This window comes from Streptomyces spinosisporus (genome assembly GCF_022698145.1).
GTDB classification, from domain to species: Bacteria; Actinomycetota; Actinomycetes; order Streptomycetales; family Streptomycetaceae; genus Streptomyces; species Streptomyces spinosisporus.
Map to the genome: position 1 here is coordinate 159,049 of NZ_JALDAX010000002.1, position 22,772 is coordinate 181,820.

Genomic DNA, 22,772 nt, shown 5'->3' on the forward strand with positions numbered 1-22,772 from the left:
CTGTGACGTCATGAGTCAGGCCCAGCAGCAGTGCCAGCGGCCGGGGTGCGAGGGCCGTTACGAGGACGTGGGCGGCGGCGAGCTGTACTGCGACACCTGCGGTCTCGCGCCGGTCGTCTCGGCGAACGGCATGGTGAGCTCGCCGGCCACCGGCATCACGGGCGGCGGCAAGGGCTCGCAGGGCAGCGCCAGTTCACGCGCCGGCAGCCGCGGCAGCTCGCGTACGTCCTCGCAGTCCTCCAAGTCCCGGCGCTCGGTGTCGGGGCGGCTCTCCCGCTCCCTGTCGGGCCGCACCTCCAGCCGTTCGGTGTCGGTGCGCAGCTCGGGTTCGAGCACCAACTCCAGCGGCCGCGGCCGGCTCGGTGTCGGTCTGGTGCAGGTGCCGGACGTGCCGCGGCCCGACCCGCGGGCGATGGTCCTGGAGAACCCCGAGGTGCCCGAGCGCAAGCGGTTCTGCTCGCGCTCCGACTGCGGGGCGCCGGTCGGCCGGGCGCGCGGCGACCGCGCGGGCCGCACCGAGGGCTTCTGCACCAAGTGCGGCAACCCCTACTCCTTCGTCCCGAAGCTGAAGACCGGCGACGTGGTGCACGGCCAGTACGAGGTCGTGGGCTGTCTGGCGCACGGCGGGCTCGGCTGGGTCTATCTCGCCGTCGACAAGGCCGTCTCCGACCGGTGGGTGGTCCTCAAGGGCCTGCTCGACACCGGTGACCAGGACGCGATGGCCGCGGCGATCTCCGAGCGGCGCTTCCTGGCGGAGATCGAGCACTCCAACATCGTGCGGATCTACAACTTCGTGGAGCACCTCGACCAGCGCACGGGCTCGCTCGACGGCTACATCGTCATGGAGTACGTCGGCGGCAAGTCGCTGAAGGAGATCGCCAACGCCCGCCGTACGCCCGAGGGCAAGCGCGATCCGCTGCCGGTGGAGCAGGCGTGCGCGTACGGCATCGAGGCGCTGGAGGCGCTCGGCCATCTGCACAGCCGGAACCTGCTGTACTGCGACTTCAAGGTCGACAACGCCATCCAGACCGAGGACCAGCTCAAGCTCATCGACATGGGCGCGGTGCGCAGGATGGACGACGAGGAGTCGGCCATCTACGGCACGGTGGGCTACCAGGCGCCGGAGGTCGCCGAGGTCGGCCCGTCGGTGGCCTCGGACCTGTACACGGTGGCCCGTACGCTCGCGGTCCTGACCTTCGACTTCCAGGGGTACACGAACGTCTTCGTGGACTCCCTGCCCGACCCGGACAACATCGAGGTCTTCCGCCAGTACGAGTCCTTCTACCGCTTCCTGGTCCGCGCCACCGACCCGGACCCGGCCCGCCGGTTCGCCTCGGCACAGGAGATGGCGGAGCAGCTGACCGGTGTGCTGCGCGAGGTCGTCTCGCTGCAGTCGGGGCGTGCGCGGCCCTCCCTGTCGACGCTGTTCGGGCCCGAACTGAAGGTCACCGACACGGAGTTGTTCCCCGAGCTGGAGGGGGACGTGTCGCTGCTGGGAGCGCGGGCGGTGCCGCACCGGAAGGGGCGGCAGCCCGCCCTGCCCGCCTCCGCGAACGGTTCCGCGAACGGCTCCCCGGCGCTCGTGAAGACCGTCAACTCCCCCGTGGCGGCCCTCGCGCTGCCGGTCCCCCGCGTCGACCCCTCCGACCCGAACGCGGGTTTCCTCGCGGGTCTGATGACGACCGCGCCGGCCGAACTGCTCGGGGCGCTGGCCGCGGCGCCCGCGGCGTCCATCGAGACCCGGCTGAGGCAGATCCGCGCCTGGCTGGAGAACGGCGACTCGTACACCGCCCTCGAAGCCCTGCTCCATCTGGAGGAGGAGCGGCCCGACGACTGGCGGGTGGTCTGGTACCGCGGTGTGGCGGCGCTGGTGACCGGCGACCACGAGGGCGCCGCGCTCGCCTTCGACGCGATCTACGACGCCTTCCCCGGCGAGCCCGCGCCCAAGCTGGCGCTCGGCCTGTGCGCGGAGGTGCTGGGCCAGCTGGACAACGCGGCCGAGTACTACCGCCTGGTCTGGTCGACCGACCCGAGCTATGTGAGCACGGCCTTCGGCCTGGCCCGCGTCCAGCTCGCGACCGGGGACCGCACGGGCGCCGTGGGGACGCTGGAGTCGGTCCCGGAGTCGTCGATCCACTACACGGCCGCGCGGGTGGCCGCCGTACGGGCGCGGCTGCGCGGGCGCACGGCGGCCCCCGGTGACACGGCGTTCCTGGACGACCTGACCGCCGCGGCCCGGCAGGTCGAGGCGCTGGACGCCTACGGTCTGGATCCGGCGCGCCGGGAGCAGTTGTCGGCCGAGGTCCTCGGCTGCGCACTGGACTGGATACTCTCCGGTGGGCAGGGTTCCGCACCCACCGCGCAGCGGGTGCTGCTCGGCAGCGATCTGGACGAGCGGGGACTCCGCTTCGGCCTGGAGCGTTCGTACCGCACGCTCGCCCGGCTGGCGCCCGGCGGCGAGGAGAGGATCGACCTGGTGGAACGTGCCAACCGTTACCGCCCCCGGACGTGGGTGTAGTTGATGTCCCAGATGCCCCAGCAGGCCGCCCTGTCGAACTGCCCGAGCTGCGAGTGGCCGCTCGAGTCGGGTGACCGTTTCTGCGGTGCGTGCGGCTACGACCTGTCCGCGGTGCCCGCACGGCCGGACGACCATCCGACGATCGCCCTGAATGGCTCGGTCCCGCCCCCCGGGGACGGCGAAAGCGCCGACGGTGCCGGCTCAGACGGTGCCGGCACGGCCTGGCCGGTCGCGGCAGAGCCGGACAGCGGCTCCGGCGGCCCGGCGGTGACGCATGTGCCCGCCGAGCTGCCCGGGACGGACTCGGGCGGCTCTCCGCTGCCGACGGCGCCGCCCACCGGATCGCCGGTCTCCCCGGCCACCGGCGTGCGCTTCGACCGGCCGCCGGAGCCCGACGAGTACCCGCTGCAGGCGCCGGACCCGCGCATCGCGGACCTCTCCGCCTCCGCGGGGGCCAAGCTCTGCGTCGCCTGCCGTGCGGGCCGCGTCGACAGCGACGGCTACTGCGAGAACTGCGGGCACGCCCAGCCCCGCGAGCGCGACCACATGGAGCAGGAGTCCGGCCCGGTCGCCGCGGTCAGCGACCGCGGACTGCGCCACCACCGCAACGAGGACGCCTTCGGCATCGGCCGGACCACCCTCCCGGACGGCTCCCCCGCGTCCGTGGCCGTGGTCTGCGACGGGGTCTCCTCGGCGACCCGCCCCGACGACGCCTCGCTCGCCGCGGGGGTCGCCGCGAGCGAGTCGCTGCTGACCGCCCTGCCGCGCGGCACGCATCCGCAGCAGGCGATGCACGACGCGATCGTCGCCGCCTCGCATGCCGTCAACGCCCTGGCCGACGAGCCCGCCACCGCCCGTGAGCACAGCCCGCACCAGAACGCGCCCGCGTGCACGATCGTCGGCGCGGTCGTCACGCCCGGGCTGCTGGTCGTCGGCTGGGTCGGCGACAGCCGCGTCTACTGGGTGCCGGCGGACCGCACCTCACCCCCGGCCCGGCTCACCGAGGACGACTCGTGGGCCGCGCAGATGGTCGCCGCGGGCCTGATGAACGAGGCCGAGGCCTACGCCGACGAGCGCGCCCACGCGATCACGGGCTGGCTCGGCGCGGACGCGTACGAACTGGAGCCGCACACCGCTTCCTTCAAGCCGGACCGGCCGGGTGTAGTGGTGGTGTGCACCGACGGGCTGTGGAACTACGCGGAGGCGGCGCAGGAGATGGCCGAGCTCGTCCCGTCGGACGCCGCGGCCCGTCCGCTGCACGCCGCCCGGGTGCTGGTCGGTCATGCCCTGGACGGCGGGGGCCACGACAACGTAACAGTGGCCGTCGTCCCGTTCCCGGCCGTGTCCCAGGGGGCAGGATCGGCCTGAGGCCGCGTACGGGGAAGGTCTCATGGACCGGAGGGGACCGGTCCACTTCCAGGCATCACCTCACCACCGTGAGGTTTTCGAGGGGGATTTGAGTAGGCATGGCCAATTTCTCGAAGTCCAACGTGCCGCAGTTCTCGATGGACGTGTACCAGAACGAGTACCTGCCGGAAGGCGGTCGCGAGGTCAACGCCATCGTCACGGTGACCGCCACCGGCGGCGGCACGATCGGCAGCGCGGTCGCGGCACCCCACCTCTACGCGCCGGGACAGGGCCCGTCCGCGGCCGTGGCGATCATGGTCGACTGCTCCGGCTCGATGGACTACCCGCCGACGAAGATGCGCAACGCGCGGGACGCGACGGCCGCCGCCGTCGACACCCTGCGCGACGGCGTCCACTTCGCGGTGATCGGCGGCACCCATGTCGCCAAGGAGGTCTACCCGGGCGGCGGGCGGCTCGCGATCGCCGACGCCACCACCCGCGAGCAGGCCAAACAGGCGCTGCGCAAGCTCAGCGCGGGCGGCGGCACGGCGATCGGCACCTGGCTCAGGCTGGCCGACCGGCTGCTCTCCTCCGCCGACGTCGCGATCCGCCACGGCATCCTGCTCACCGACGGCCGCAACGAGCACGAGTCGCCCGAGGACCTCAAGGCCTCCCTGGACGCCTGTGCCGGACGGTTCACGTGTGACGCACGGGGCGTGGGCACCGACTGGGAAGTGAAAGAAGTCACAGGGATCGCCTCCGCCCTGCTCGGTACGGCCGACATCGTGGCCGACCCGGCCGGCCTCGCCGCCGACTTCACGCAGATGATGGAGACGGCCATGGGCAAGGAGGTCGCCGACGTCGCGCTCCGGCTGTGGACGCCGGTCGGCACATCCATCAAGTTCGTCAAGCAAGTCGCGCCCACCGTCGAGGAGTTGACCGACCGCCGCACGGAGGCCGGCCCGCGCGCCGGCGACTATCCCACCGGTTCCTGGGGCGACGAGTCCCGTGACTACCACGTATGCGTCGAGGTGCAGTCGGCGGACATCGGCCAGGAGATGCTCGCCGCCCGCGTCTCCCTGGTGATCCCACAGCCCGACGGCAGCGCCCAGAACCTCGGCGCCCAGGGCCTGGTGCGGGCCGTGTGGACCGACGACATGGCCGCCTCCACGGCGATCAACCCCCAGGTCGCCCACTACACCGGGCAGGCCGAACTGGCACAGGCCATCCAGCAAGGGCTTGACCTTCGCAAAGCGGGCGATTTCGATGGAGCAACGGCCAAACTGGGCCGAGCCGTTCAGCTCGCCAGCGCCTCCGGAAACGCGGATACTGCGAAACTGCTTGCGAAGGTGGTGGACGTGGTCGACGCCGCGACGGGTACTGTGCGACTGAAGGCGAAGGTCGAGGAGGCCGACGAGATGACGCTCGAGACTCGGTCGACAAAGACTGTTCGTGTAAAGAAGTGACATAGCAAAGAGCGAGCCCGGCCCCCTGGGGTTGGAGAAACCCGGCCGGAAGGCCGGACAAGGAGAGGGGGAAGCGCCGACATGCCGACCTGCCCGAACGGACACCAGTCGGGTTCCGACGACTGGTGCGAGGTCTGCGGTCACCGCATGGCCGGTGCCGTACCTCCGCCCCCTCCGCCGCCCCCGCCCGGCGGTGGCTACGGCTTCCCGCCGCCCGGCCAGGGCCCCCAGGGCGGCGGCCGCGGTCATCTGTCCGCCGTGCCGGACCCCGAGCCGGAGCTCTGCCCGCAGTGCCGTACGCCCCGCGAGGGCGGCGCGCCCTTCTGCGAGGAGTGCCGGTGGAACTTCCTCACGAACACCGCGACCTCCTACACCCCGGCGGCCCCGCGCCCGCCGGCGCCCGGCCCCGCCGTGCGCTTCCAGCAGCCGCCCGGCTCCGGCCCCGGTGGTCCCGGCCCGGGTCCCGGCGGTCCCGGCCCCGGCCCGTCGTACGGCGGCGGTGACTCGTACGAGTACCAGGGCTCGCGCCCGTCCCAGATGAACCGCCCGGCCGAGCCCATCCCGCCGAGCCCGCCCTACGGCTCCGACCCCCAGGGTCAGGGCCGCCCCTTCGGCGACCCCTCCGGCTTCGGGCAGGACCCGTCCCGCCCGGTCCCGCCACCGCCCGGACCGACGCCTCCCGCAGGTCCGGGTGGCCCCGGTCCCGGCGGGCAGGGTGGGCCCGGCGGCCCCGGAAACCCGAACGGTCCCGGTGCCCCGCAGGCCTTCCACCAGCCCGGTCCGCCGGCCCCGCCCACCTACCCGCAGGAGACGGGACGGCCGCAGCAGCCCGGCGGTCCGTCCTTCGGCGGCGGTGACGACGACTGGGTGATCTCCCCGCCGTCCGGCGGTCCGGGAGGCCCCGGCGGCACGAACGGCCCCGGTCAGGGCGGTGGGTACGGCTATCCGCAGGGCGGTGCGACCCAGGCCCCGCCCCCGCCCGGGCCTGGCTTCCCGCAGCAGCCCGCCGGTCCGGCCACCTGGATGGCGACCATCGGCCCGGACCGCGAGTACTTCATGGCGATGATGCAGCGCTCGGGACCCGAGGCCGCGGGGCTGAACCTGCCCGCGTACTCGCCCGAGCAGCAGCGCACGCTCAGCGGCAACCAGATCACCATCGGGCGCCGCCGCCACTCCACCGGCGACACCCCGGACATCGACCTGGCGGTGCCGCCGGAGGACCCGGGCGTCTCGCACCAGCACGCGGTGCTGGTCCAGCAGCCGGACGGCAGCTGGGCGGTCGTCGACCAGAACTCCACGAACGGCACCACGGTCAACCACTCCGAGGAACCGATCCAGCCCTTCGTACCGGTGCCCCTCCAGGACGGCGACAAGGTGCACGTGGGCGCGTGGACGACGATCACGATCCGCAGGGGCTAGGCTCCGCCGTCAGCGCCGCGGGCCGTCGTCTGTCTGCGGCGCCGTCGTGGCCGGTCGCGCAGTTCCCCGCGCCCCTTTGCGGCGCTGCCGGACCGCCCACTCAGCCGGGGAGGGGCCAGGTGTGTGGGCCCTCCGGGGCGTCCAGCCATGCCCACTCCCGGTTGCCGTCGATCGTGATGCCGTAGCGGTCGCGGGGTGGGCCGCCCTCTCGGATCCATAGAGCGAAGGCTTCCTGGGGAGAGAGGGTGCTGCGGGTCAGGGTGTACAGGAAGCGGAACAGCTCCTGGTTGCCGGCTCGGCGTGGGAGGGCGGCGAGGTCGGGCGGTTCTGTTGCGGGGCGGGTCTCGCCGCGCAACGGGACGAAGTAGGCGGGGGTGGGCAGGAAGCGGCCCTCGGCGTGGGCGGCGTCGTGGACCGTCAGGGCGATCAGGCCGGTGGCGAACGGGGCCAGGATGCGGGCGCCGGGGGTGCACTGGGCGAGCCAGCCGCGCGGCACCGAGGCCAGGGTGCAGGTCACGATGATCCGGTCGAAGGGCGCGCGCTCGGGCACCCCGCGCGCACCGTCACCGGTGACGACGGCCGGGTGGTGTCCGGCGGCGGCCAGGTGCCGGCGCGCCGACTCGGTGATCTCCGGCTCCAGGTCGACGGTGGTGACCAGGTCGTCGTCGCCCAGCCGGTGGGCCAGCAGCGCCGCGTTGTAGCCGGTGCCGGCGCCGACCTCCAGGACCCGGTTGCCGTCCTCCACCCGCAGCTCGACCAGCATCTTCGCCATGAGCGAGGGCTGACTGCTGGAGGAGACGAGCTCCCCGTCGCGCAGCCGGGTGGCCAGCGGGGCGTCCGCGTAGGCGCCGCGCAGCCACATCTCCCGGGCCCGCGGGTCGGGACTCTCGCCCCACCGCCGCTCGTAGCCGCCGGTGACGCCGACGTAGTAGTACGGCACGAAGAGGTGGCGCGGGACCGCCAGGAACGCCTCCCGCCACACCGGTTCGTCGTCGAAGGCCCCGCTCGCCTCGATCTCCCGCACGAGCGCCGCCCGCGCCGAGCGCGCGATCCCGGCGAGGTCGTCGTCGCTTCTGTCGAGAGCATGAGCGCCCATACGTCCACTGTCCTGCGCGGCGCGGCACGAGGCGAGTACCGGAGCACACCGATCCGGAAGTCGGGCCCCGGGCAGGGGTCCTACGCCTCAGGTCCTGGTTCCCGCCGTCTGAGACCATGGGGGACGTGAATGAGATTCGGCGCGGCACGCTTCAGGAGCAGACCTTCTACGAGCAGGTCGGCGGGGAGGAGACCTTCCGCCGCCTCGTCCACCGTTTCTACGAGGGCGTGGCCGAGGACCCGGTCCTGCGGCCCATGTACCCCGAGGAGGACCTCGGTCCCGCCGAGGAGCGCCTGACCCTGTTCCTGATCCAGTACTGGGGCGGCCCGACGACGTACAGCGACCACCGCGGCCACCCCCGGCTGCGGATGCGCCACGCCCCCTTCGCCGTGAACCGCGAGGCGCACGACGCCTGGCTGCGGCACATGCGGGACGCCGTCGACGAGCTCGGTCTGTCCGAGGAGCACGAGCAGCAGCTGTGGAAGTACCTGACGTACGCCGCCGCGTCGATGGTGAACACCCCGGACTGACCGGCGCCCCCGGCTGACCGTCCGGGCTGACAACGATCCGGTCAAGCCCGCCGTACAAGCGCTTACCCGTGCGCCTCACTCTCTGACAACATCGCCGAGAGGTCTGGACAACCACGGGGGTGGGCGTGACGGCGTTCGGTGCGGTCGCACGGTTCGTCCTGCTCCGCGCCCGCGCGCACCGCCTGCTGCTGGCCGCCGCGCTGCTCACCGTCCTGCTGACCACGGCCGTCCTGGCCACCCTCACCGCCTACTCGGGCGCGATCGGCGACGCGGCCCTGCGCCACTCCCTGCGCGAGCCCCAGAACGCCGCCGACGCCGCCCTGATCGTCAAGGCGGACGTGCCGGCCGACGGGCGCGCAGCCGCCGACAGCGCCGTACGGCAGGGGGCCCGGCGGACGTTCGGCGGGCTGCCGGTGACCGTGCGGACCCTGATGCGCTCGGGCCCCTACGCCCTGCCGCGCTCGCTGCAGCCGAAGGCCGAGCGGTCCGGGGAGCCGGATCTGACGTATGTCGCGGCGCTGGACCCCTCGCAGGTGCGGATCGTGGCGGGGCGGGCGCCCCGGGACGGCTCGGGCATCGAGGCCGCGCTCCCCGAGACCGCCGCCCGGCGCCTGCATCTGGAGCCCGGCGCCCGTCTCACCCTCACCGACCGGCTCGACGGCCCGACCGTGCACGTCACGCTCACCGGTCTGTACCGGCCCGCCCGCGCGGACGCCCCCTACTGGAAGCTGGACGACCTCGGCGGCCGGGGCGTGCGAACGGTCGGCTTCACCACGTACGGCCCGCTGCTGACCGCCCCCGGTGTGCTGACCGGCGGCCGGGTGAGCGCCGGCCAGTCCGGGTGGCTGGCGTCGGCGGACTTCTCGTCCCTGTCGACCGGGCGGATCGACGAGCTGCGCGAGGCGGCCCGGGCGGGCAGCGCGGCCCTGCGCAGACAGCCCGCGCTCAGCGGTACGACGGCCTCGACCACCTCCCTGCCGGACGTCCTAGGACGCGTCGAGCGCTCCCTGCTGGTCTCCCGCTCCACCCTGCTGATCGTCGCGTTGCAGCTCGCGCTGCTGGCGGGCTGTGCGCTGCTGCTGGTGGCGCGGCTGCTGAGCGCGGAACGCGCGGGCGAGGTCCGGCTGCTGCGGGCCCGCGGCGCCTCCCGCGCCCGGATCGCGGCGCTCGCCGCCCTGGAGGCACTCGCCCTGGCGGTCCCCGCGGTGATCTGCGCGCCCCTGCTCGCCGGACCGCTGACCCGGCTGCTGGCCGGACAGGGTGCGCTGGCCCGGATCGGACTGCACCTGGACGTGCCGGCCGCCGGACGGCCCGGGGTGTGGCTGGTGGCGGCGTGCGTGGCACTGGGCTGCGCGCTCGCGGTGACCCTGCCCGCGCTCACCGCGGAGGGGTTCGGCCCGGTCCGGGCCCACGCGCTGCCGGGACCGGTGCGCGCGGGCGCGGACCTCGGCCTGCTGGCGGTGGCCGCCGTCGCGTACTGGCAGCTGGGCCGGCAGACCTCCGGCGCCGTGACCGGCGACAGGTCCGGCACCCTCGGCATCGATCCGCTCCTGGTCGCGGCGCCCGCGCTCGCGCTGCTCGCCGGCACGGTGGTGACCCTGCGGCTGCTGCCGCTGGTGGCACGGCTGGCCGAGCGTCGGGCGGCAGGAGGGCGCGGGCTGACGGCGGCGCTGGCGGGCTGGCAGCTGAGCCGTCGCCCGATGCGGGGCGCCGGGCCGGTGCTGCTGCTGGTCCTCGCCGTCGCGCTCGGCATGCTGGCGATCGGGCAGGGCGCCTCCTGGGACCGCTCGCAGGACGACCAGGCGGACTTCGGCGCGGGTGCGCCGGTGCGCGTCCTGGCGGCGGGCGAGAACGACCTGGGGCGCACGGAGCAGTACGCGGCCCTCGCCCATGTACGGGAGGCGGCCCCGGCCGTCCGTACCGAACTGCCGCTGTCGGGCAGCCGTACGGCGGCACTGCTGGCCCTGGACACCGCGCACGCCGCGGACACGATGCTGATGCGCCGGGACCTGTCGTCCGAGCCGGTGCGCCCACTGTTCTCGGCGCTGGGTCCGAGGACGGGGACGGCCGGGGCGAAGGTGCCCGCGCACACCGCCCGGCTGCGGCTGGCGGCGGCCCTGCACAGTTCGGCCGGCGCGGGGACGACGGCGGACGTGACGGTCACGCTGGTCGACGCGTACGGGACGCCGTACGACGTGCCGGCCGGCGAGCTGCCCTCCGACGGGCGGACGCACGCCCTGGACGTGCCGGTCTTCGGCGGGCGGCTGACGCTGACCGCCGTACAGCTGGTGATGCCGCAGCCGATCGGCAGTCCGGAGCAACACCGGCTGACGATCGGCTCGTTGACGGCGACCGGCGCGGACGGCACCGCGCGGAAGGTGCCGCTGCCTCGTTCCTGGAAGGCGTCCGTGGGCAGTGACGGGCAAGTCGCCTCGCCGGACGCGAAGACCGACCCGACGCCGCCCACCGTGAGCACGTCGGGCCCGCCGGCGGTCGAGTACGGCACCGGGTACGTGCCGGTCAAGGAGACCTGGGTCAGCGCGTCGCTGACGGTGCGGCTGCGGGTCGCGCAGCCCGCGCCCGGCGAGGTCACGGCGGTGGCGAGCGACCGGTTCCTCGCCTCGGCGGGCGCGCACACCGGGCAACGCCTTGACGTGACGGTCGACGGGGAGAACGTCCCGGTGCGGATCGTGGACGCGGTGCGCGAACTGCCGACGACCGGAGCGGCGAACGGCGGCGGCCTGCTGGTCGACCTGCGGTCCGTGAACCAGGTCCTGCAGGCCCGTCACGGGACGAGCGTCACGCCCACGGAGTGGTGGCTGCGCACCGACCCCGGAGACACGGCGAGGGTCGCGGCGGTGCTGCGGGCCCTGCCCGATCTCGATCCGACGCAGGTCGTGGTGCGGGACGAGACCGCCGCGCAGCTGCGGGACGACCCGTTCGGCGCGGGCCCCGAGGCGGCCTTCACGGCGGCGGCCGGGGTGGCGGCGGCGCTGGCCGCCGTCGGGTTCGCGGTGAGCGCGGCGGGCTCCCTGCGGGAGCGGGGCGCCGAACTCGCGGTGCTGCGGGCCCTGGGCGCCCCGCGCCGAAGGCTGGCCCGCATGATCGCCGTCGAGCAGGGGGTCCTGGTGGCGCTGGCCCTGGTGGTGGGGGCGGCGCTGGGAACGGTGCTGACCCGGGCGGTGATCCCGCTGATCGTGCTGACCGCGCAGGCCACACGCCCGGTGCCGCGGGTGCTGGTCGAGCTGCCGGTGCCGCAGGTGGCCCTCCTGCTGGCGGCGGTGGCCCTGGCACCGCTGCTGGTGACGGCGGCCCTGGCACTGCGGCGAGGGGATCCCGCGGTGTCCCTGCGGGAGCAGGGGGGCGAGTGATGAACCCGGTACCGGCTCCGTGGACCCGTACCCGGCTGCGTGCCGCCCCCGCCGCCGCCTGTGCGCTGGCGCTGCTCGTGGCGCTGACCGCGTGTCTCGCCGCCGCGTTCCCGCGGGCCGTCGACCGGTACGAGGACGCCGGGCTGCGCCGGGCCGTGGAGCACGCCCGGCCCGTGAGCACGACCCTGGAGGTGTCCGCCGAGCAGCCGGGCCCCCCGAGGCCACGGGAGCGGCGCGAGGAGCTGCTGCGCCCCGCCACGCTCGGCGAGCAGTACACGCAGGTCCTCGCGGCCGTCCCGGGCCCGCTCGTCGTCGACCGCGGACAGTCGACGTACGGCGTGCACACCATGAAGCCCCTGGAGGCGCCGGAGTCCTGGCTGCCGCGGCCGAGCGGGCTGCCGCCGCAGTTCACCGTGGCCGCGCAGCACGGTCTGGACGGTCATGCGACGGTGCGTTCGGGGCGCCTGCCCCGCGCCGACGGACAGGTCACCGCCGCGACGGCTCAGGTGGAGGCCGCCGTCACCGCGCGGACCGCCGAGAGCCTGCACATCAAGGTGGGTTCGGTCGTCCATCTGCCCGGCGCGGACCGTCCCCCGCTCGCCGTACGGGTCACCGGCATCGTCACCCCACACGACCCGGAAGGCGCCTGGTGGGCCACCGCGCCCCTGCTCGCCGACCCGAGCCTGGTCGTCGCCCCGGGCCCCGAGCGCGACAAGTACTGGCGCGCCACCCTTCTGCTCGCCCCGGACGCGGCCCCCGCGCTGCTGGGGACCGCCGGAAACGCTTCGCGCTACTGGCAGTTGGCGCCGTCCCACGCCGGGCTCCGCGGCCACGACGTGGACCGCCTGAAGTCCGCCGTCGCCTCCGTGGAGGCCGGTCCGGCGCTGCGGCGGATCCGTGAGCAGACGGACCTGTCCACGACGGTGAGCACCGACCTCGACAGCGTGCTGAGCGAGTACGAGCAACTCCGCGGCGGTGTCCGGCCGCTGGTCGCCGTCGCCGCCTTCGGCACGGGCACGGTGGCCGCCGTGGTCCTGCTGATGGCGGGCGGCCTCGCCGCCGACCGTCGCCGCGCCGAACTCGCCCTGCTGCGCGCCCGCGGCGCCTCGCTGCGCGGCCTGGCCGGCCGGCTGTTCGCCGAGACGGCGGTGGTGGCACTGCCCGCGGGCGCGGTGGGTCTCGGCCTCGCGCTGCTCGCACTCCCCAGCGGCCGGGCGGCCGCCGCGATCACCGCGGCGGCGACGGCCACGGCACTCGCCTGCGCGGCCCTGCCCCTGCGGGCGGCGGCCGTCCACCGCACCGTACGGATCCACGGGGGCCGCGGGGACGTCACCTCCGTACGGCCGTCCCGACGCCGTTCGGTCGCGGAGCTCACCCTCGTCGTCGTGGCCCTCGGCGCGGTCGAGACACTGCGCAGACGAGGCGCGTCGAACGATCAACTGACCTCGCTGGCCCCGGTGTTGGTGGGGGTGGCCGCGGCTCTGCTGCTCGTCCGCGTGTACCCGCTCCCGCTGCGCGGACTGGCCCGTCCGGCGGCCCGGCTGCGCGGCGCGGTGGGCCATCTGTCGCTGGCCCGCGCGGGCCGCACCTCCGCCTCCGCGGTGCTGCCGCTGCTGGCCCTGCTGACCGCCCTCACCACGGCGGCCTTCGGCGGCTCGGTGCTGGCGGGGGTACGGGAGGCCCGCGATCAGGCCGCCCTCCTCGCGGTCGGCGCCGACGCGCGCATCGAGCAGTCGTCGCCGATGGCGTCGGACCTGCCGGAGCGGATCCGCCGGTCGCCGGGTGTGCGGGCGCTGGCAGAGGTGAGCATCAGCTACCAGGCCATGCCGACCGACCTCACCCGGACGGTGCCGCTGGCGGGCGTGAACCCCGCGCAGTACGCGCAGTTGACCGCCCGGACGGGCATCGGCGCCTTCGACGAGAAGGCCCTGACCGGACGCGGCCACGGCGACGCCCTCCCGGCGCTGGCCTCCCCCGCGACCGCCAAGGCCTACGGCACCCGGCCGTTCCCGGTGCGCCTGGAGGACGGCACCTCGATCACCGTCCGCATCGTCGTGGTCCGGGACCGCACCCCGGCCGTCGCCGGCGACAACTTCCTGGTCGTCGACCGCGCCGCCCTGAAGGGCCCCGCCGCCCGCCCCACGGCCCTGCTCGTGACGGGCGCCCACGTCGACGGCCCCGCCCTGCGCCGTGCCGCACCCGCGTCCGCGAACGTACAACTGCGCTCCGAGGAACGGGCGAGCTACGCCGACTCCCCCCTGCAGACCGGCGCCGAACGCGTCTATACGGCAGCGGTCGCCGCCGGCGTGGGCTACGCCGTCCTCGCGCTGCTCCTCTCCCTCCTGCGCACCATCCCCGAGCGCACGGCCCTGCTGGCCCGGCTGCGCACCATGGGCCTCACCCGCGCCCAGGGCCGCCGGCTGCTGGTCCTGGAGTCCCTCCCCCAGGCGGCCCTCGCGGCGGCCGGCGGCGCGCTCACGGGCTGGGCGACCATCCACCTGCTGTCCCCGGGAATCGACCTGACCACGATCGCCCTGGCCTCACGCCAGGGCCCCACACACAACACCGCCCTGCACACCGACACCCTGTCCCTGGCGGTACCGGCAGCCGCGATCGTGCTGGTGACCGTGGGAGTAGCGGGGATACAGGCCTGGTGGACGGGCCGCCGGGGCGCCGTCGCGGAGCTCAGGGCGGGGGATGCACGATGACCGCTTCGACGACTCTCACGGCCCACTGCAGGCGGGCCGAACCCACGGGCAGCGGCACCCGCACCCGTCGACGACTCCCCATGCCGGAGACCCCCGCAGGAGGACCCCGATGACCACCACGAACCCCACGCTCTCCGACCTGGCCGCCCGTGCGAACGCCGCTCGCAACCGCCCGACCTACGGTCACGACGCCCTGATCACCTGCGACCGTCTGGTTCGTATCTTCACCACGGACGGCATCGAGGTGCAGGCCCTGCAAGGCCTCGACCTCCTGGTCCGCGAGGGCGAACTCATGGCGCTCGTGGGCGCGTCGGGCAGCGGCAAGTCCACGTTGATGAACATCCTGGCGGGCCTGGACACCCCCACCGCCGGTGCCGCCCGCGTGGCAGGCCGCGACCTGCTGACCATGACCGCCAAGGACCGTCTCGCCTACCGCCGCTCCACCGTCGGCTTCGTCTGGCAGCAGACCTCCCGCAATCTCCTGCCGTATCTCACCGCGGCCCAGAACATCGCCCTCCCGATGCAGCTGACCGGGCGGGGCAGGCGCAGGCGGCAGTCCGAACGCGCCCTGGAACTCCTGGAGTTGCTGGAGGTGGCCGACTGCCGGGACCGCCGCCCGCACCAGATGTCCGGCGGCCAGCAACAGCGCGTCGCCATCGCCGTGGCCCTCGCCAACGACCCCGCGGTCCTGCTGGCCGACGAGCCCACCGGCGAACTCGACTCCCACACCGCCGAACAGGTCTTCGCCGCCTTCCGCACCGCGAACGAGCAGCTCGGCACCACGGTCGTCATCGTGACCCACGACCAGGCGGTGGCCGGCGAGGTCCGCCGCACGGTCGCCATCCGCGACGGCCGCACCTCGACGGAGGTCCTGCGCCGCAGCGAGGTCGACGAGGCGACCGGCCACGAGACGGTCGTCGCCCGCGAGTACGCCATGCTCGACCGCGCGGGCCGCCTCCAGCTCCCCGCCGAGTACACCGAGGCCCTGGGCATGCGCGACCGCGTGGCCCTGGAACTGGAGCCGGATCACATCGCCGTCTGGCCGGACGACAGTGAACAGGACTGAAGGATCGGCGAGTTGACGGAGGTGCGGCTCAGCGCACGCTGACGTCCAGCGCCCCGAGCCCGGACCGCCGTACGGCGACGGAGCCGTAGGGCGTACGCAGCCGCAGCCAGGCCCCCGACGAGAACAGGGCCACCGGCGCCTCCGATCGCAGAAAACCCAGCGACTGCGCCGCATGCGCGACCCGCACCGGAAGACTCGTGTCCCCCACGGTCCGGGACCAGATCTCCCGCCCGATACGGTCGAGTTCGGCGCGGGTACGGTCCTCGGGCGCCAACTCCTGTGTACGGGACCGGAATTCGGCGACCGCCGCACCGATCATCGCCCGCAGCGCGTCCGGCGCGGGCAGCCCGGGCTCGGCGCGCCAGCCGCCGCGCGGCGGAAGCACCCCCGCCCACGGCGGCCCGGTCACCGCCTGTGGCACGGCGGCCGTGGCGGCCGACTCGTCGACGGACTCCAGGAGTTCACCCGCGGAGACGGTCACGTCCAGCGTGACCTCAAGACCTTTCTCGTACGGCTTCGCCAGCCGCACCGCGCGGATCGCCAGCACCTCGAAGGACGGCGGCCGTCCGAAGACGGCGAGCGCGGTCCCGGCGGCCTGGAGCCGTACCGCGGCCGAGCGGTCGTAGTGGATCAGCCGGGAGAGGAAGGCCGCGAGATCCGCCGCCTCCCCCTCGTCGGCGAGGTGGAGCACCGTCATGCGGCGACGGCCTCCGCCTTGTCGTCGTCCCGGTACTCCTCGAGGAAGTCCCGCTCCTCCGCGGTGATCCTTCGCGGGCGCTGGGCCTCGAAGTCGAACGGCACTATCACCGTCGACGCCCGGACGTAGACCTGGTCGCCGTCCTTCACCTCGTAAGCGATGGTGAAGGACGCCGCCCTGATCTGGGTGACCCACAGCTCGATGTCCACCGGCGCGTGCCGGTGGACGAGCTGCCGCTTGTAGTCGATCTCGTGGCGCGCCACCACCGACCCCTGCTGGAAGTCCTTGTCCGGGCGGAACAGGAAGTCGATACGGGCTTCCTCCAGGTAGCGGAGGAAGACCACGTTGTTGACGTGGCCGTACGCGTCCATGTCCGCCCAGCGCAGCGGGCAGCGGTAGATGTGGCGCAAGACCGATCAGCCCCGGGTCAGCTTCTTGTAGGTGGCACGGTGCGGACGCGCCGCGTCCGGGCCGAGCCGCTCGATCTTGTTCTTCTCGTACGACTCGAAGTTGCCCTCGAACCAGAACCACTTGGAGTCACCCTCGTAGGCGAGGATGTGCGTGGCGACCCGGTCGAGGAACCAGCGGTCGTGGGAGACGACCACGGCGCAGCCGGGGAACTCCAGCAGCGCGTTCTCCAGGCTGCTGAGGGTCTCCACGTCCAGGTCGTTGGTCGGCTCGTCGAGGAGCAGCAGGTTGCCGCCCTGCTTGAGGGTGAGCGCGAGGTTGAGGCGGTTGCGCTCACCGCCGGACAGGACACCGGCGGGCTTCTGCTGGTCGGGGCCCTTGAAGCCGAACGCGGACACGTACGCCCGCGACGGCATCTCGACCTGGCCGACGTTGATGTAGTCGAGCTCGTCGGAGACCACGGCCCACAGCGTCTTCTTGGGGTCGATGTTCTCGCGGGACTGGTCGACGTAGGAGATCTTGACCGTGTCGCCGACCTTGATGCTTCCCGAGTCCGGCTCCTCGAGACCCTGGATCATCTTGAACAGGGTCGTCTTGCCGGCGCCGTTGGGGCCGATGACGCCCACGATGCCGTTGCGCGGCAGCGTGAAGCTCAGGTCGTCGATGAGCACCTTGTCGCCGAAGGCCTTGTTGAGGTTGTTGACCTCGACGACGATGCTGCCGAGCCGCGGGCCCGGCGGGATCTGGATCTCCTCGAAGTCCAGCTTCCGCATCTTCTCGGCCTCGGCGGCCATCTCCTCGTAACGGGCCAGACGCGCCTTGGACTTGGCCTGCCGCCCCTTGGCGTTGGACCGCACCCACTCCAGCTCTTCCTTGAGCCGCTTGGCGCGCTTGGCGTCCTTCTGGCCCTCGACCTTGAGACGGGTCTGCTTGGTCTCCAGGTACGTGGAGTAGTTGCCCTCGTACGGGTACGCGCGGCCGCGGTCGAGTTCGAGGATCCACTCGGCGACGTTGTCGAGGAAGTACCGGTCGTGGGTGATGGCCACGACGGTGCCCGCGTACTTGGCGAGGTGCTGCTCCAGCCAGTTCACGGACTCGGCGTCGAGGTGGTTGGTGGGCTCGTCGAGGAGCAGCAGGTCGGGCGCCTCAAGGAGCAGCTTGCACAGCGCGACGCGGCGCTTCTCGCCACCGGAGAGCGTGGTGACGGGCCAGTCGCCGGGCGGGCAGCCGAGCGCGTCCATGGCCTGCTCCAGCTGGGCGTCCAGATCCCACGCGTTCGCGTGGTCGAGCTCTTCCTGGAGCTTGCCCATCTCCTCCAGCAACGCATCGCTGTAGTCGGTGGCCATCAGCTCGGCGATCTCGTTGAACCGGTCGAGCTTGCCCTTGACCTCGGCGACACCCTCCTGGACGTTCTCCAGGACGGTCTTCTCCTCGTTGAGCGGCGGCTCCTGAAGGAGGATGCCGACGCTGTAACCGGGCGAGATGAAGGCGTCACCGTTGGACGGCTGCTCCAGCCCCGCCATGATCTTCAGCACGGTCGACTTACCGGCACCGTTCGGACCGACGACGCCGATCTTCGCCCCCGGCAGGAAGTTCAGGGTGACATCATCGAGAATCACCTTGTCGCCGTGCGCCTTGCGCGTCTTGCGCATGGTGTAAATGAACTCAGCCAAGAGAAACCGTCCGGCAGCTTGAAATCTGGCAGTGGGCAGATACATCCCATCTTGCCTGACGGCCACCCCACGATGGAAACCCGTATCGAAGCAGGGCGCTGAGCTGGGGCTTTCGCCGCTGCCCGCGGCAGCCTGGTGGTGTCACGCCCAGGATGAACAGGTACTGCCCACGGTGGGGCCGTGGCCAGCAGGATCGGTGTCATGGACAGCAGCAGCGCACAGATGAAGGCCGTGACCATCCCCGCATTCGGCGAGGCCGATGTGCTTTGCACCGTCACGCTTGCGGTCCCCGAGCCGGGGTCGGGCCAGGTCGCCGTCGACGTGGCTCACGCCGGTGCCAACTTCGCCGAGGTCCTCTACCGGCGCGGCGTGGTCGACGTACCGCTGCCGTTCGTGCCCGGCATCGAGGTCGCGGGGCGCATCCGGGCCGTCGGCGAAGGCGTCGAGGGCCTGGTCGTCGGGCAGCCGGTGGCGGCGCTCACCATCGTTGACAGCGGTGGCTACGCCGAGGTCGTGGTCACCTCCGCGGACCTGGTGTCACCGCTGGACGGCCTCGGCATCGGAACGGACATCGCCGCGGCGCTGCCGTCCAACAGCACCACCGCCTTCCTCGTGCTCGACCGGGTGGCCCGGATGCAGCCCGGCGAGCGTGTGCTGGTCCATGCCGCGGCGGGCGGCGTGGGCAGCCAGCTGGGGCAGGTCGCCCGTCTGCTGGGCGCCGGCCGCGTGGTCGGCACCGTCGGCAGCGAGGCCAAGATCGAGACCGCCCTCGGCTTCGGCTACGACGAGGTGATCCTGCGGGACCGGACCTCCGACTTCGACGCCGGCGCCTTCGACATCGTGGTCGACATGGTCGGCGGTCCCGCCCGCCGCGCCGGCCTGGACCTGCTCGCCCCGATGGGACGCCTGGTCGTCATGGGCAACGCCTCGGGCGCCGAGGACGTCGGCATCCCGGCCAACGCCCTGTGGTTCACCAACAAGACCGTCTCCGGCTTCAACCTGGCCGCCTTCTCCGCCGCCTTCCCCCAGGCCACGGGCCACGCCCTGCGCCGCGCCGTGACGGCCACCGCAAAGGGAGACCTCCGCGTCCAGATCGAAACCCTCCCCCTCAACCAGGCCGCCGAGGCCCACCGCCGCATCGAATCGGGCACGACGACGGGCAAGCTGGTACTGGAGGTCGGAGGGCGGTGATCAGCTTGCCTGGGTGCGGGGGAGCGAGACTTGCCTGGGTGCGGAAGGTGCGAGGCCTGGCTGGGTGTGGGGGCACGAGACCTGGCTGGGTGCGGGGGCGCGAGACCTGGCTGGGGGCCGGGGCACGAGACCTGGCTGGGGGCCGAGGCACGAGACCTGCCTGAGTGCCGGGGCACGAAACCTGGCTGGGTGCCGAGGCGCGAGACCTGGCTGAGTGCGGGGCACAAGATTTGGCTGGGTGCGGCGGCACGAGACCTGCCCAGGTGCCGGGGCGCAAGACCTGCCTGAGCGAGTGGCCGGCCCCTGTCTGAGCGAGGGCCTGCCCCTGTCCATCACGACCGGCGGTCGCCGACCCCCAGCGGCAGCCGCTGCGCCAGCAGCAGGGCCGCCACGGCCGCAGCGCCCACCGCTCCCGCTGCCCCCACCGACCGGAAGCCGTGCGAGGAGCGCCACGACAGGACCGACCACTGCGACTGCGCGGACAGCACCGACCCCTTGCTCAGCCAGGAACAGGCCGAGATCAGCGAGAGAGCGGAACCGATCGATCCGACGGACAGGGAGCTTCCGATCGACCCGACGGACAGGGCCGAGCCGACGGAGCCGATGGACAGCACCGACCCCACCGAGCCGATCGACAGCACCGAGTCGTGCGACCACAGGGACAGTACGGACTCCGAGGTACGGTGAGACGCCCCCGGCACGGCACGCGAAGTCTTGGTCATGGGCCCATCCTGCCCAGCGAACGGGCCTCGCGGGGCCTCGGCGACCGGATCCGCCGAAGGATCCGTGCCACCGGTGCCACTCCCGCCAACACAGCTCCCGCCAACACAGCTCTCGCCGATACCGCTGCCGCTGTCGCTGCCGGAGGTCACTCCTGCGTCGGTGCGTTCTTCTTCCCCACCAGCACCAGCGCCGCACCGCCGATCAGTACGAAGGCGATGGCGACTCCCGCGATCAGCGGAGTGGTGCTGGACCCGCCGGTCGCCGCGAGGTTGGTGTCGTCGGCGGTGCCGCCCCCCACGGTCGCGGGGCTCGGCTCGCTGAGGACCTGGGTCGCGTCGCCGCTCTCATTGCCCTGGGTCAGGCAGTCGAGCGTGCCGCTGAACCGCTTGGCGAGACCACCGGGCCCCTTGATCGTGAAGTCGTACGCCTGGTCCTCCTGCAGCGGGATCGTCACCGTGCGGGACTCTCCGGCCGGGATCGTGTACTCCGTCCCCATCAGCTCGAAGGTGAACGCCTCGTCGCCCTGGTTGGCGGCGGCGAGGTCCAGACCGCCCTTGGCGCAGTCCTTCACCGCGGACAGCGCCGGTATCGCCCCCTGCTTCGCCCAGGTCGCGCTCGCCGGCGCCGAGACCGTCGACTCGCTGGAACCGGCCAGGATCTGCGTCTGGCTGCGGGTCTCCGAGGTGAAGGCACGGCCCACCGGCACGGTGGTCGAGGCCTGCACGGTGATCGCGGCCGATCCCCCGTCCGCGTCCTCGGGCACGTCGAAGAAGAGCTGACTGCCGTTCACCGCGGACGTGACCGGCTTGCCGTCCTTGCCCACGATCCGCACCCCGCTGGTCGCCGCGTCCGCCGGCGGCGTCACGGCCACACCGGCCGCGTTCGTGTGCACGGTCACCGGGCCGAGCAGTTCACCGGGGTGACCGGAGACCGCGGGCGGGTCGAGCCTGAGCGACGCCTGCGGCTCCGACAGGTTGACGGCGCTCTTCTCGAGATACGCCGCGAGCCTCTCGGCCTGTGGGTCGACGGCGTCGACGTCGGCCCCGTCCGAGTAGCGCCAGATGGCCACCTGGGTACCGGCCGCCGCGTCCTGCTCGGTCAGGCCGCCCTTGACCCCGGCCTTCGCCGCGAGCGTCGCGAGGTCGTTCACCTGCGGGTAGGAGTTCTGCAGGATCCAGCGGATCTTGCCGGCGTTCCTGTTGGCCCCCAGCGAGGTGCCGCTCCAGGCGGTCTCGTGGTACTTGGCGTCCCGCTGCGTCGGGTTGTGCAGATCGACGCAGTACGTCTGCAGGGTGCCCCCGCCGTCGACGGACATCTCGAACAGGCCCGCCGAGACCTGCTGATCCCCGGTGGCCTCGTGGATCACGGCGGCGCCGTACGTCTTGAGTCCGCCTATCGTGGCCGTCGCCCCGCCCTGGTTCTGCGTCGTCTCCGCGGTGTCCGCGGCGGCCGTACCGGCACCGGTGAGCACGCCGACGGCGACCAGACCGGACACCAGCGCCGCGGCGGCGGTGCGGGTTGCACCTCGCCTGCGCGCGGACGGCGCGAAGAAAGAAGAAAACACCACATTCCCCTTCGAGCAGGACCATTGATGCGGGGGGAGTGGCCCCACCAGCAGAATCAGAAGCCCCAAGAGCTGTCCCGGCATACTAGGGACGCGTCCGCGCCACGCTTGCCGGTCATACCGTCGGACAAGCGATCCGACTCGGAATCGTTATCGCCACGAGAGCTCAAGTCGGGCCTGTGAGCAGGGCTTATCGACAAATCCACCGGACGGTTCGCAATGCATTCGCCGATAAGCCGCAGTCCGGTCAGTCCTGGACACCATCTGACATCACGTCACCGCCGCCGGTTCCGGCTCCTGTTGGGGAACGGCTGCCCCCGACTCCCCTGGCGCGGTCTCCCAGTTGGGCTCCGGCTGCTGCGGGGCCGGGGCGCTCGCGCCCGCTTCCGGCCGGCCCGTGCGCCGGAAGGCCGACGTCCCCCGGGTGAGGTCGTGACCGATCGCCACCGCGTCCAGATCCGCCGAGGTCCAGTTCTGCCCCTCGCGCACCTCCGAACGCACCTTGAGCCTGCCCTGCACGATGACGGGATCTCCCACGTTGAGCGACCCCGACACGTTCATGGCCAGCTGCCGCTTCGCCCACACCGTGAAGAAGTTGGTGTGGCCGTCGGTCCACTCGTTCTTCTCCCGGTCCAGATAGCGCGAGGTCACCGCCAGCCGGAAACGCGCCGAAGGTCCCGTCCCCAGCTCGCGGAAGACCGGCTGCGTCGCCACGTTCCCCACTGCGCAGATGATCGTCTCGTTCATCACGACCCCCTCCTTCGCCCGGCCTGCGGGGCCGGGCGGACATGCCTACGGGCCCGTCCCGTACGGCTGCGTCTACCGCGGCGATCGCATGTGCCGTGATCGCCGCACCGCCAGACTGCCTCCGTCGGGCCGAGCCCGCTGAGCCCTGTGGACCGTCCACCGCCTGTGGATAACTCCGTCACCCTGACGAGTGGCACCAGGACGACCCTGACGAGTGATCATCTGCCGGGAGACCGACCGTCACACTC

At 72.9% G+C, this 22,772-nt stretch carries 16 protein-coding genes; 9 read left to right on the top strand and 7 right to left on the bottom strand.

Translation table 11 applies throughout. From position 1 onward, the window contains the following. The first annotated feature begins 10 nt into the window (after nt 1-10). From MQN93_RS05965 to MQN93_RS05980, 4 genes are all read left to right on the top strand, one after another. Nucleotides 11-2,518 (top strand): serine/threonine-protein kinase, encoded by a 2,508-nt coding sequence (locus MQN93_RS05965; RefSeq protein ID WP_242708622.1) that lies wholly within the window; start codon nt 11-13, stop codon nt 2,516-2,518. Next, nucleotides 2,519-3,886, top strand: coding sequence for a PP2C family protein-serine/threonine phosphatase (locus MQN93_RS05970; protein WP_372504287.1), 1,368 nt, complete (start codon nt 2,519-2,521; stop codon nt 3,884-3,886). Nucleotides 3,887-3,984: 98 nt separating this feature from the next. Beyond that, entirely contained in the window at nt 3,985-5,331 is a 1,347-nt protein-coding gene (locus MQN93_RS05975) for a vWA domain-containing protein (RefSeq protein ID WP_016435107.1), read from the top strand. 81 nt (nt 5,332-5,412) lie between these two features. Next, nucleotides 5,413-6,750, top strand: coding sequence for an FHA domain-containing protein (locus MQN93_RS05980; RefSeq protein WP_242708624.1), 1,338 nt, complete (start codon nt 5,413-5,415; stop codon nt 6,748-6,750). Between the two features lie 100 nt (nt 6,751-6,850). Here the strand turns inward: MQN93_RS05980 and MQN93_RS05985 are convergent, their stop codons facing one another. Continuing rightward, a complete protein-coding gene (locus tag MQN93_RS05985) occupies nt 6,851-7,846 on the bottom strand; it encodes a methyltransferase domain-containing protein (protein WP_242708625.1) in 996 nt (331 codons plus the stop codon). Between the two features lie 116 nt (nt 7,847-7,962). On the opposite strand from MQN93_RS05985, the gene MQN93_RS05990 reads away from it, so the two are divergent. The 4 genes from MQN93_RS05990 to MQN93_RS06005 all read left to right on the top strand — a co-directional run bounded on the left by MQN93_RS05990 (nt 7,963) and on the right by MQN93_RS06005 (nt 15,521). Further along, entirely contained in the window at nt 7,963-8,376 is a 414-nt protein-coding gene (locus tag MQN93_RS05990) for a globin (RefSeq protein WP_016435104.1), read from the top strand. A gap of 125 nt (nt 8,377-8,501) precedes the next feature. After that, on the top strand, nt 8,502-11,747 hold the full coding sequence (locus tag MQN93_RS05995) for an ABC transporter permease (RefSeq protein WP_242708626.1): 3,246 nt from the start codon (nt 8,502-8,504) through the stop codon (nt 11,745-11,747). Beyond that, the gene (locus MQN93_RS06000) at nt 11,747-14,455 is read left to right on the top strand and encodes an FtsX-like permease family protein (protein WP_242708627.1); all 2,709 of its coding nucleotides are present in this window, start codon (nt 11,747-11,749) and stop codon (nt 14,453-14,455) included. The genes MQN93_RS05995 and MQN93_RS06000 overlap by 1 nt, the downstream gene beginning before the upstream one ends. Nucleotides 14,456-14,564: 109 nt before the next feature. Beyond that, nucleotides 14,565-15,521 carry an ABC transporter ATP-binding protein gene (locus tag MQN93_RS06005; protein WP_242708628.1) on the top strand — a complete coding sequence of 319 codons (957 nt, stop codon included), beginning with the start codon at nt 14,565-14,567 and terminating at the stop codon, nt 15,519-15,521. A 28-nt stretch (nt 15,522-15,549) separates the two neighbouring features. Here MQN93_RS06005 and MQN93_RS06010 read toward each other — a convergent pair whose 3' ends face one another. The 3 genes from MQN93_RS06010 to ettA are packed head-to-tail and all read right to left on the bottom strand — an operon-like array spanning nt 15,550 to nt 18,299. Further along, nucleotides 15,550-16,218 carry a DUF8185 domain-containing protein gene (locus tag MQN93_RS06010; protein ID WP_242708629.1) on the bottom strand — a complete coding sequence of 223 codons (669 nt, stop codon included), beginning with the start codon at nt 16,216-16,218 and terminating at the stop codon, nt 15,550-15,552. After that, nucleotides 16,215-16,628 (bottom strand): acyl-CoA thioesterase, encoded by a 414-nt coding sequence (locus MQN93_RS06015; protein WP_242708630.1) that lies wholly within the window; start codon nt 16,626-16,628, stop codon nt 16,215-16,217. The genes MQN93_RS06010 and MQN93_RS06015 overlap by 4 nt, the downstream gene beginning before the upstream one ends. Before the next feature lie 6 nt (nt 16,629-16,634). Further along, nucleotides 16,635-18,299 (bottom strand): energy-dependent translational throttle protein EttA, encoded by a 1,665-nt coding sequence (gene ettA, locus MQN93_RS06020; RefSeq protein WP_242708631.1) that lies wholly within the window; start codon nt 18,297-18,299, stop codon nt 16,635-16,637. Between the two features lie 201 nt (nt 18,300-18,500). On the opposite strand from ettA, the gene MQN93_RS06025 reads away from it, so the two are divergent. After that, complete coding sequence (locus MQN93_RS06025) at nt 18,501-19,490, top strand: quinone oxidoreductase family protein (protein ID WP_242708632.1); 990 nt, start codon at nt 18,501-18,503, stop codon at nt 19,488-19,490. Between the two features lie 332 nt (nt 19,491-19,822). Here the strand turns inward: MQN93_RS06025 and MQN93_RS06030 are convergent, their stop codons facing one another. The 3 genes from MQN93_RS06030 to MQN93_RS06040 all read right to left on the bottom strand — a co-directional run bounded on the left by MQN93_RS06030 (nt 19,823) and on the right by MQN93_RS06040 (nt 22,524). Continuing rightward, nucleotides 19,823-20,212 (bottom strand): hypothetical protein, encoded by a 390-nt coding sequence (locus MQN93_RS06030; protein ID WP_242708633.1) that lies wholly within the window; start codon nt 20,210-20,212, stop codon nt 19,823-19,825. Between the two features lie 146 nt (nt 20,213-20,358). Beyond that, nucleotides 20,359-21,777 (bottom strand): Cys-Gln thioester bond-forming surface protein, encoded by a 1,419-nt coding sequence (locus MQN93_RS06035; RefSeq protein WP_242708929.1) that lies wholly within the window; start codon nt 21,775-21,777, stop codon nt 20,359-20,361. Between the two features lie 270 nt (nt 21,778-22,047). Then, nucleotides 22,048-22,524: a single-stranded DNA-binding protein gene (locus MQN93_RS06040; RefSeq protein WP_242708634.1), complete on the bottom strand. Its 477-nt coding sequence runs from the start codon at nt 22,522-22,524 to the stop codon at nt 22,048-22,050. Nucleotides 22,525-22,772 lie beyond the last annotated feature (248 nt).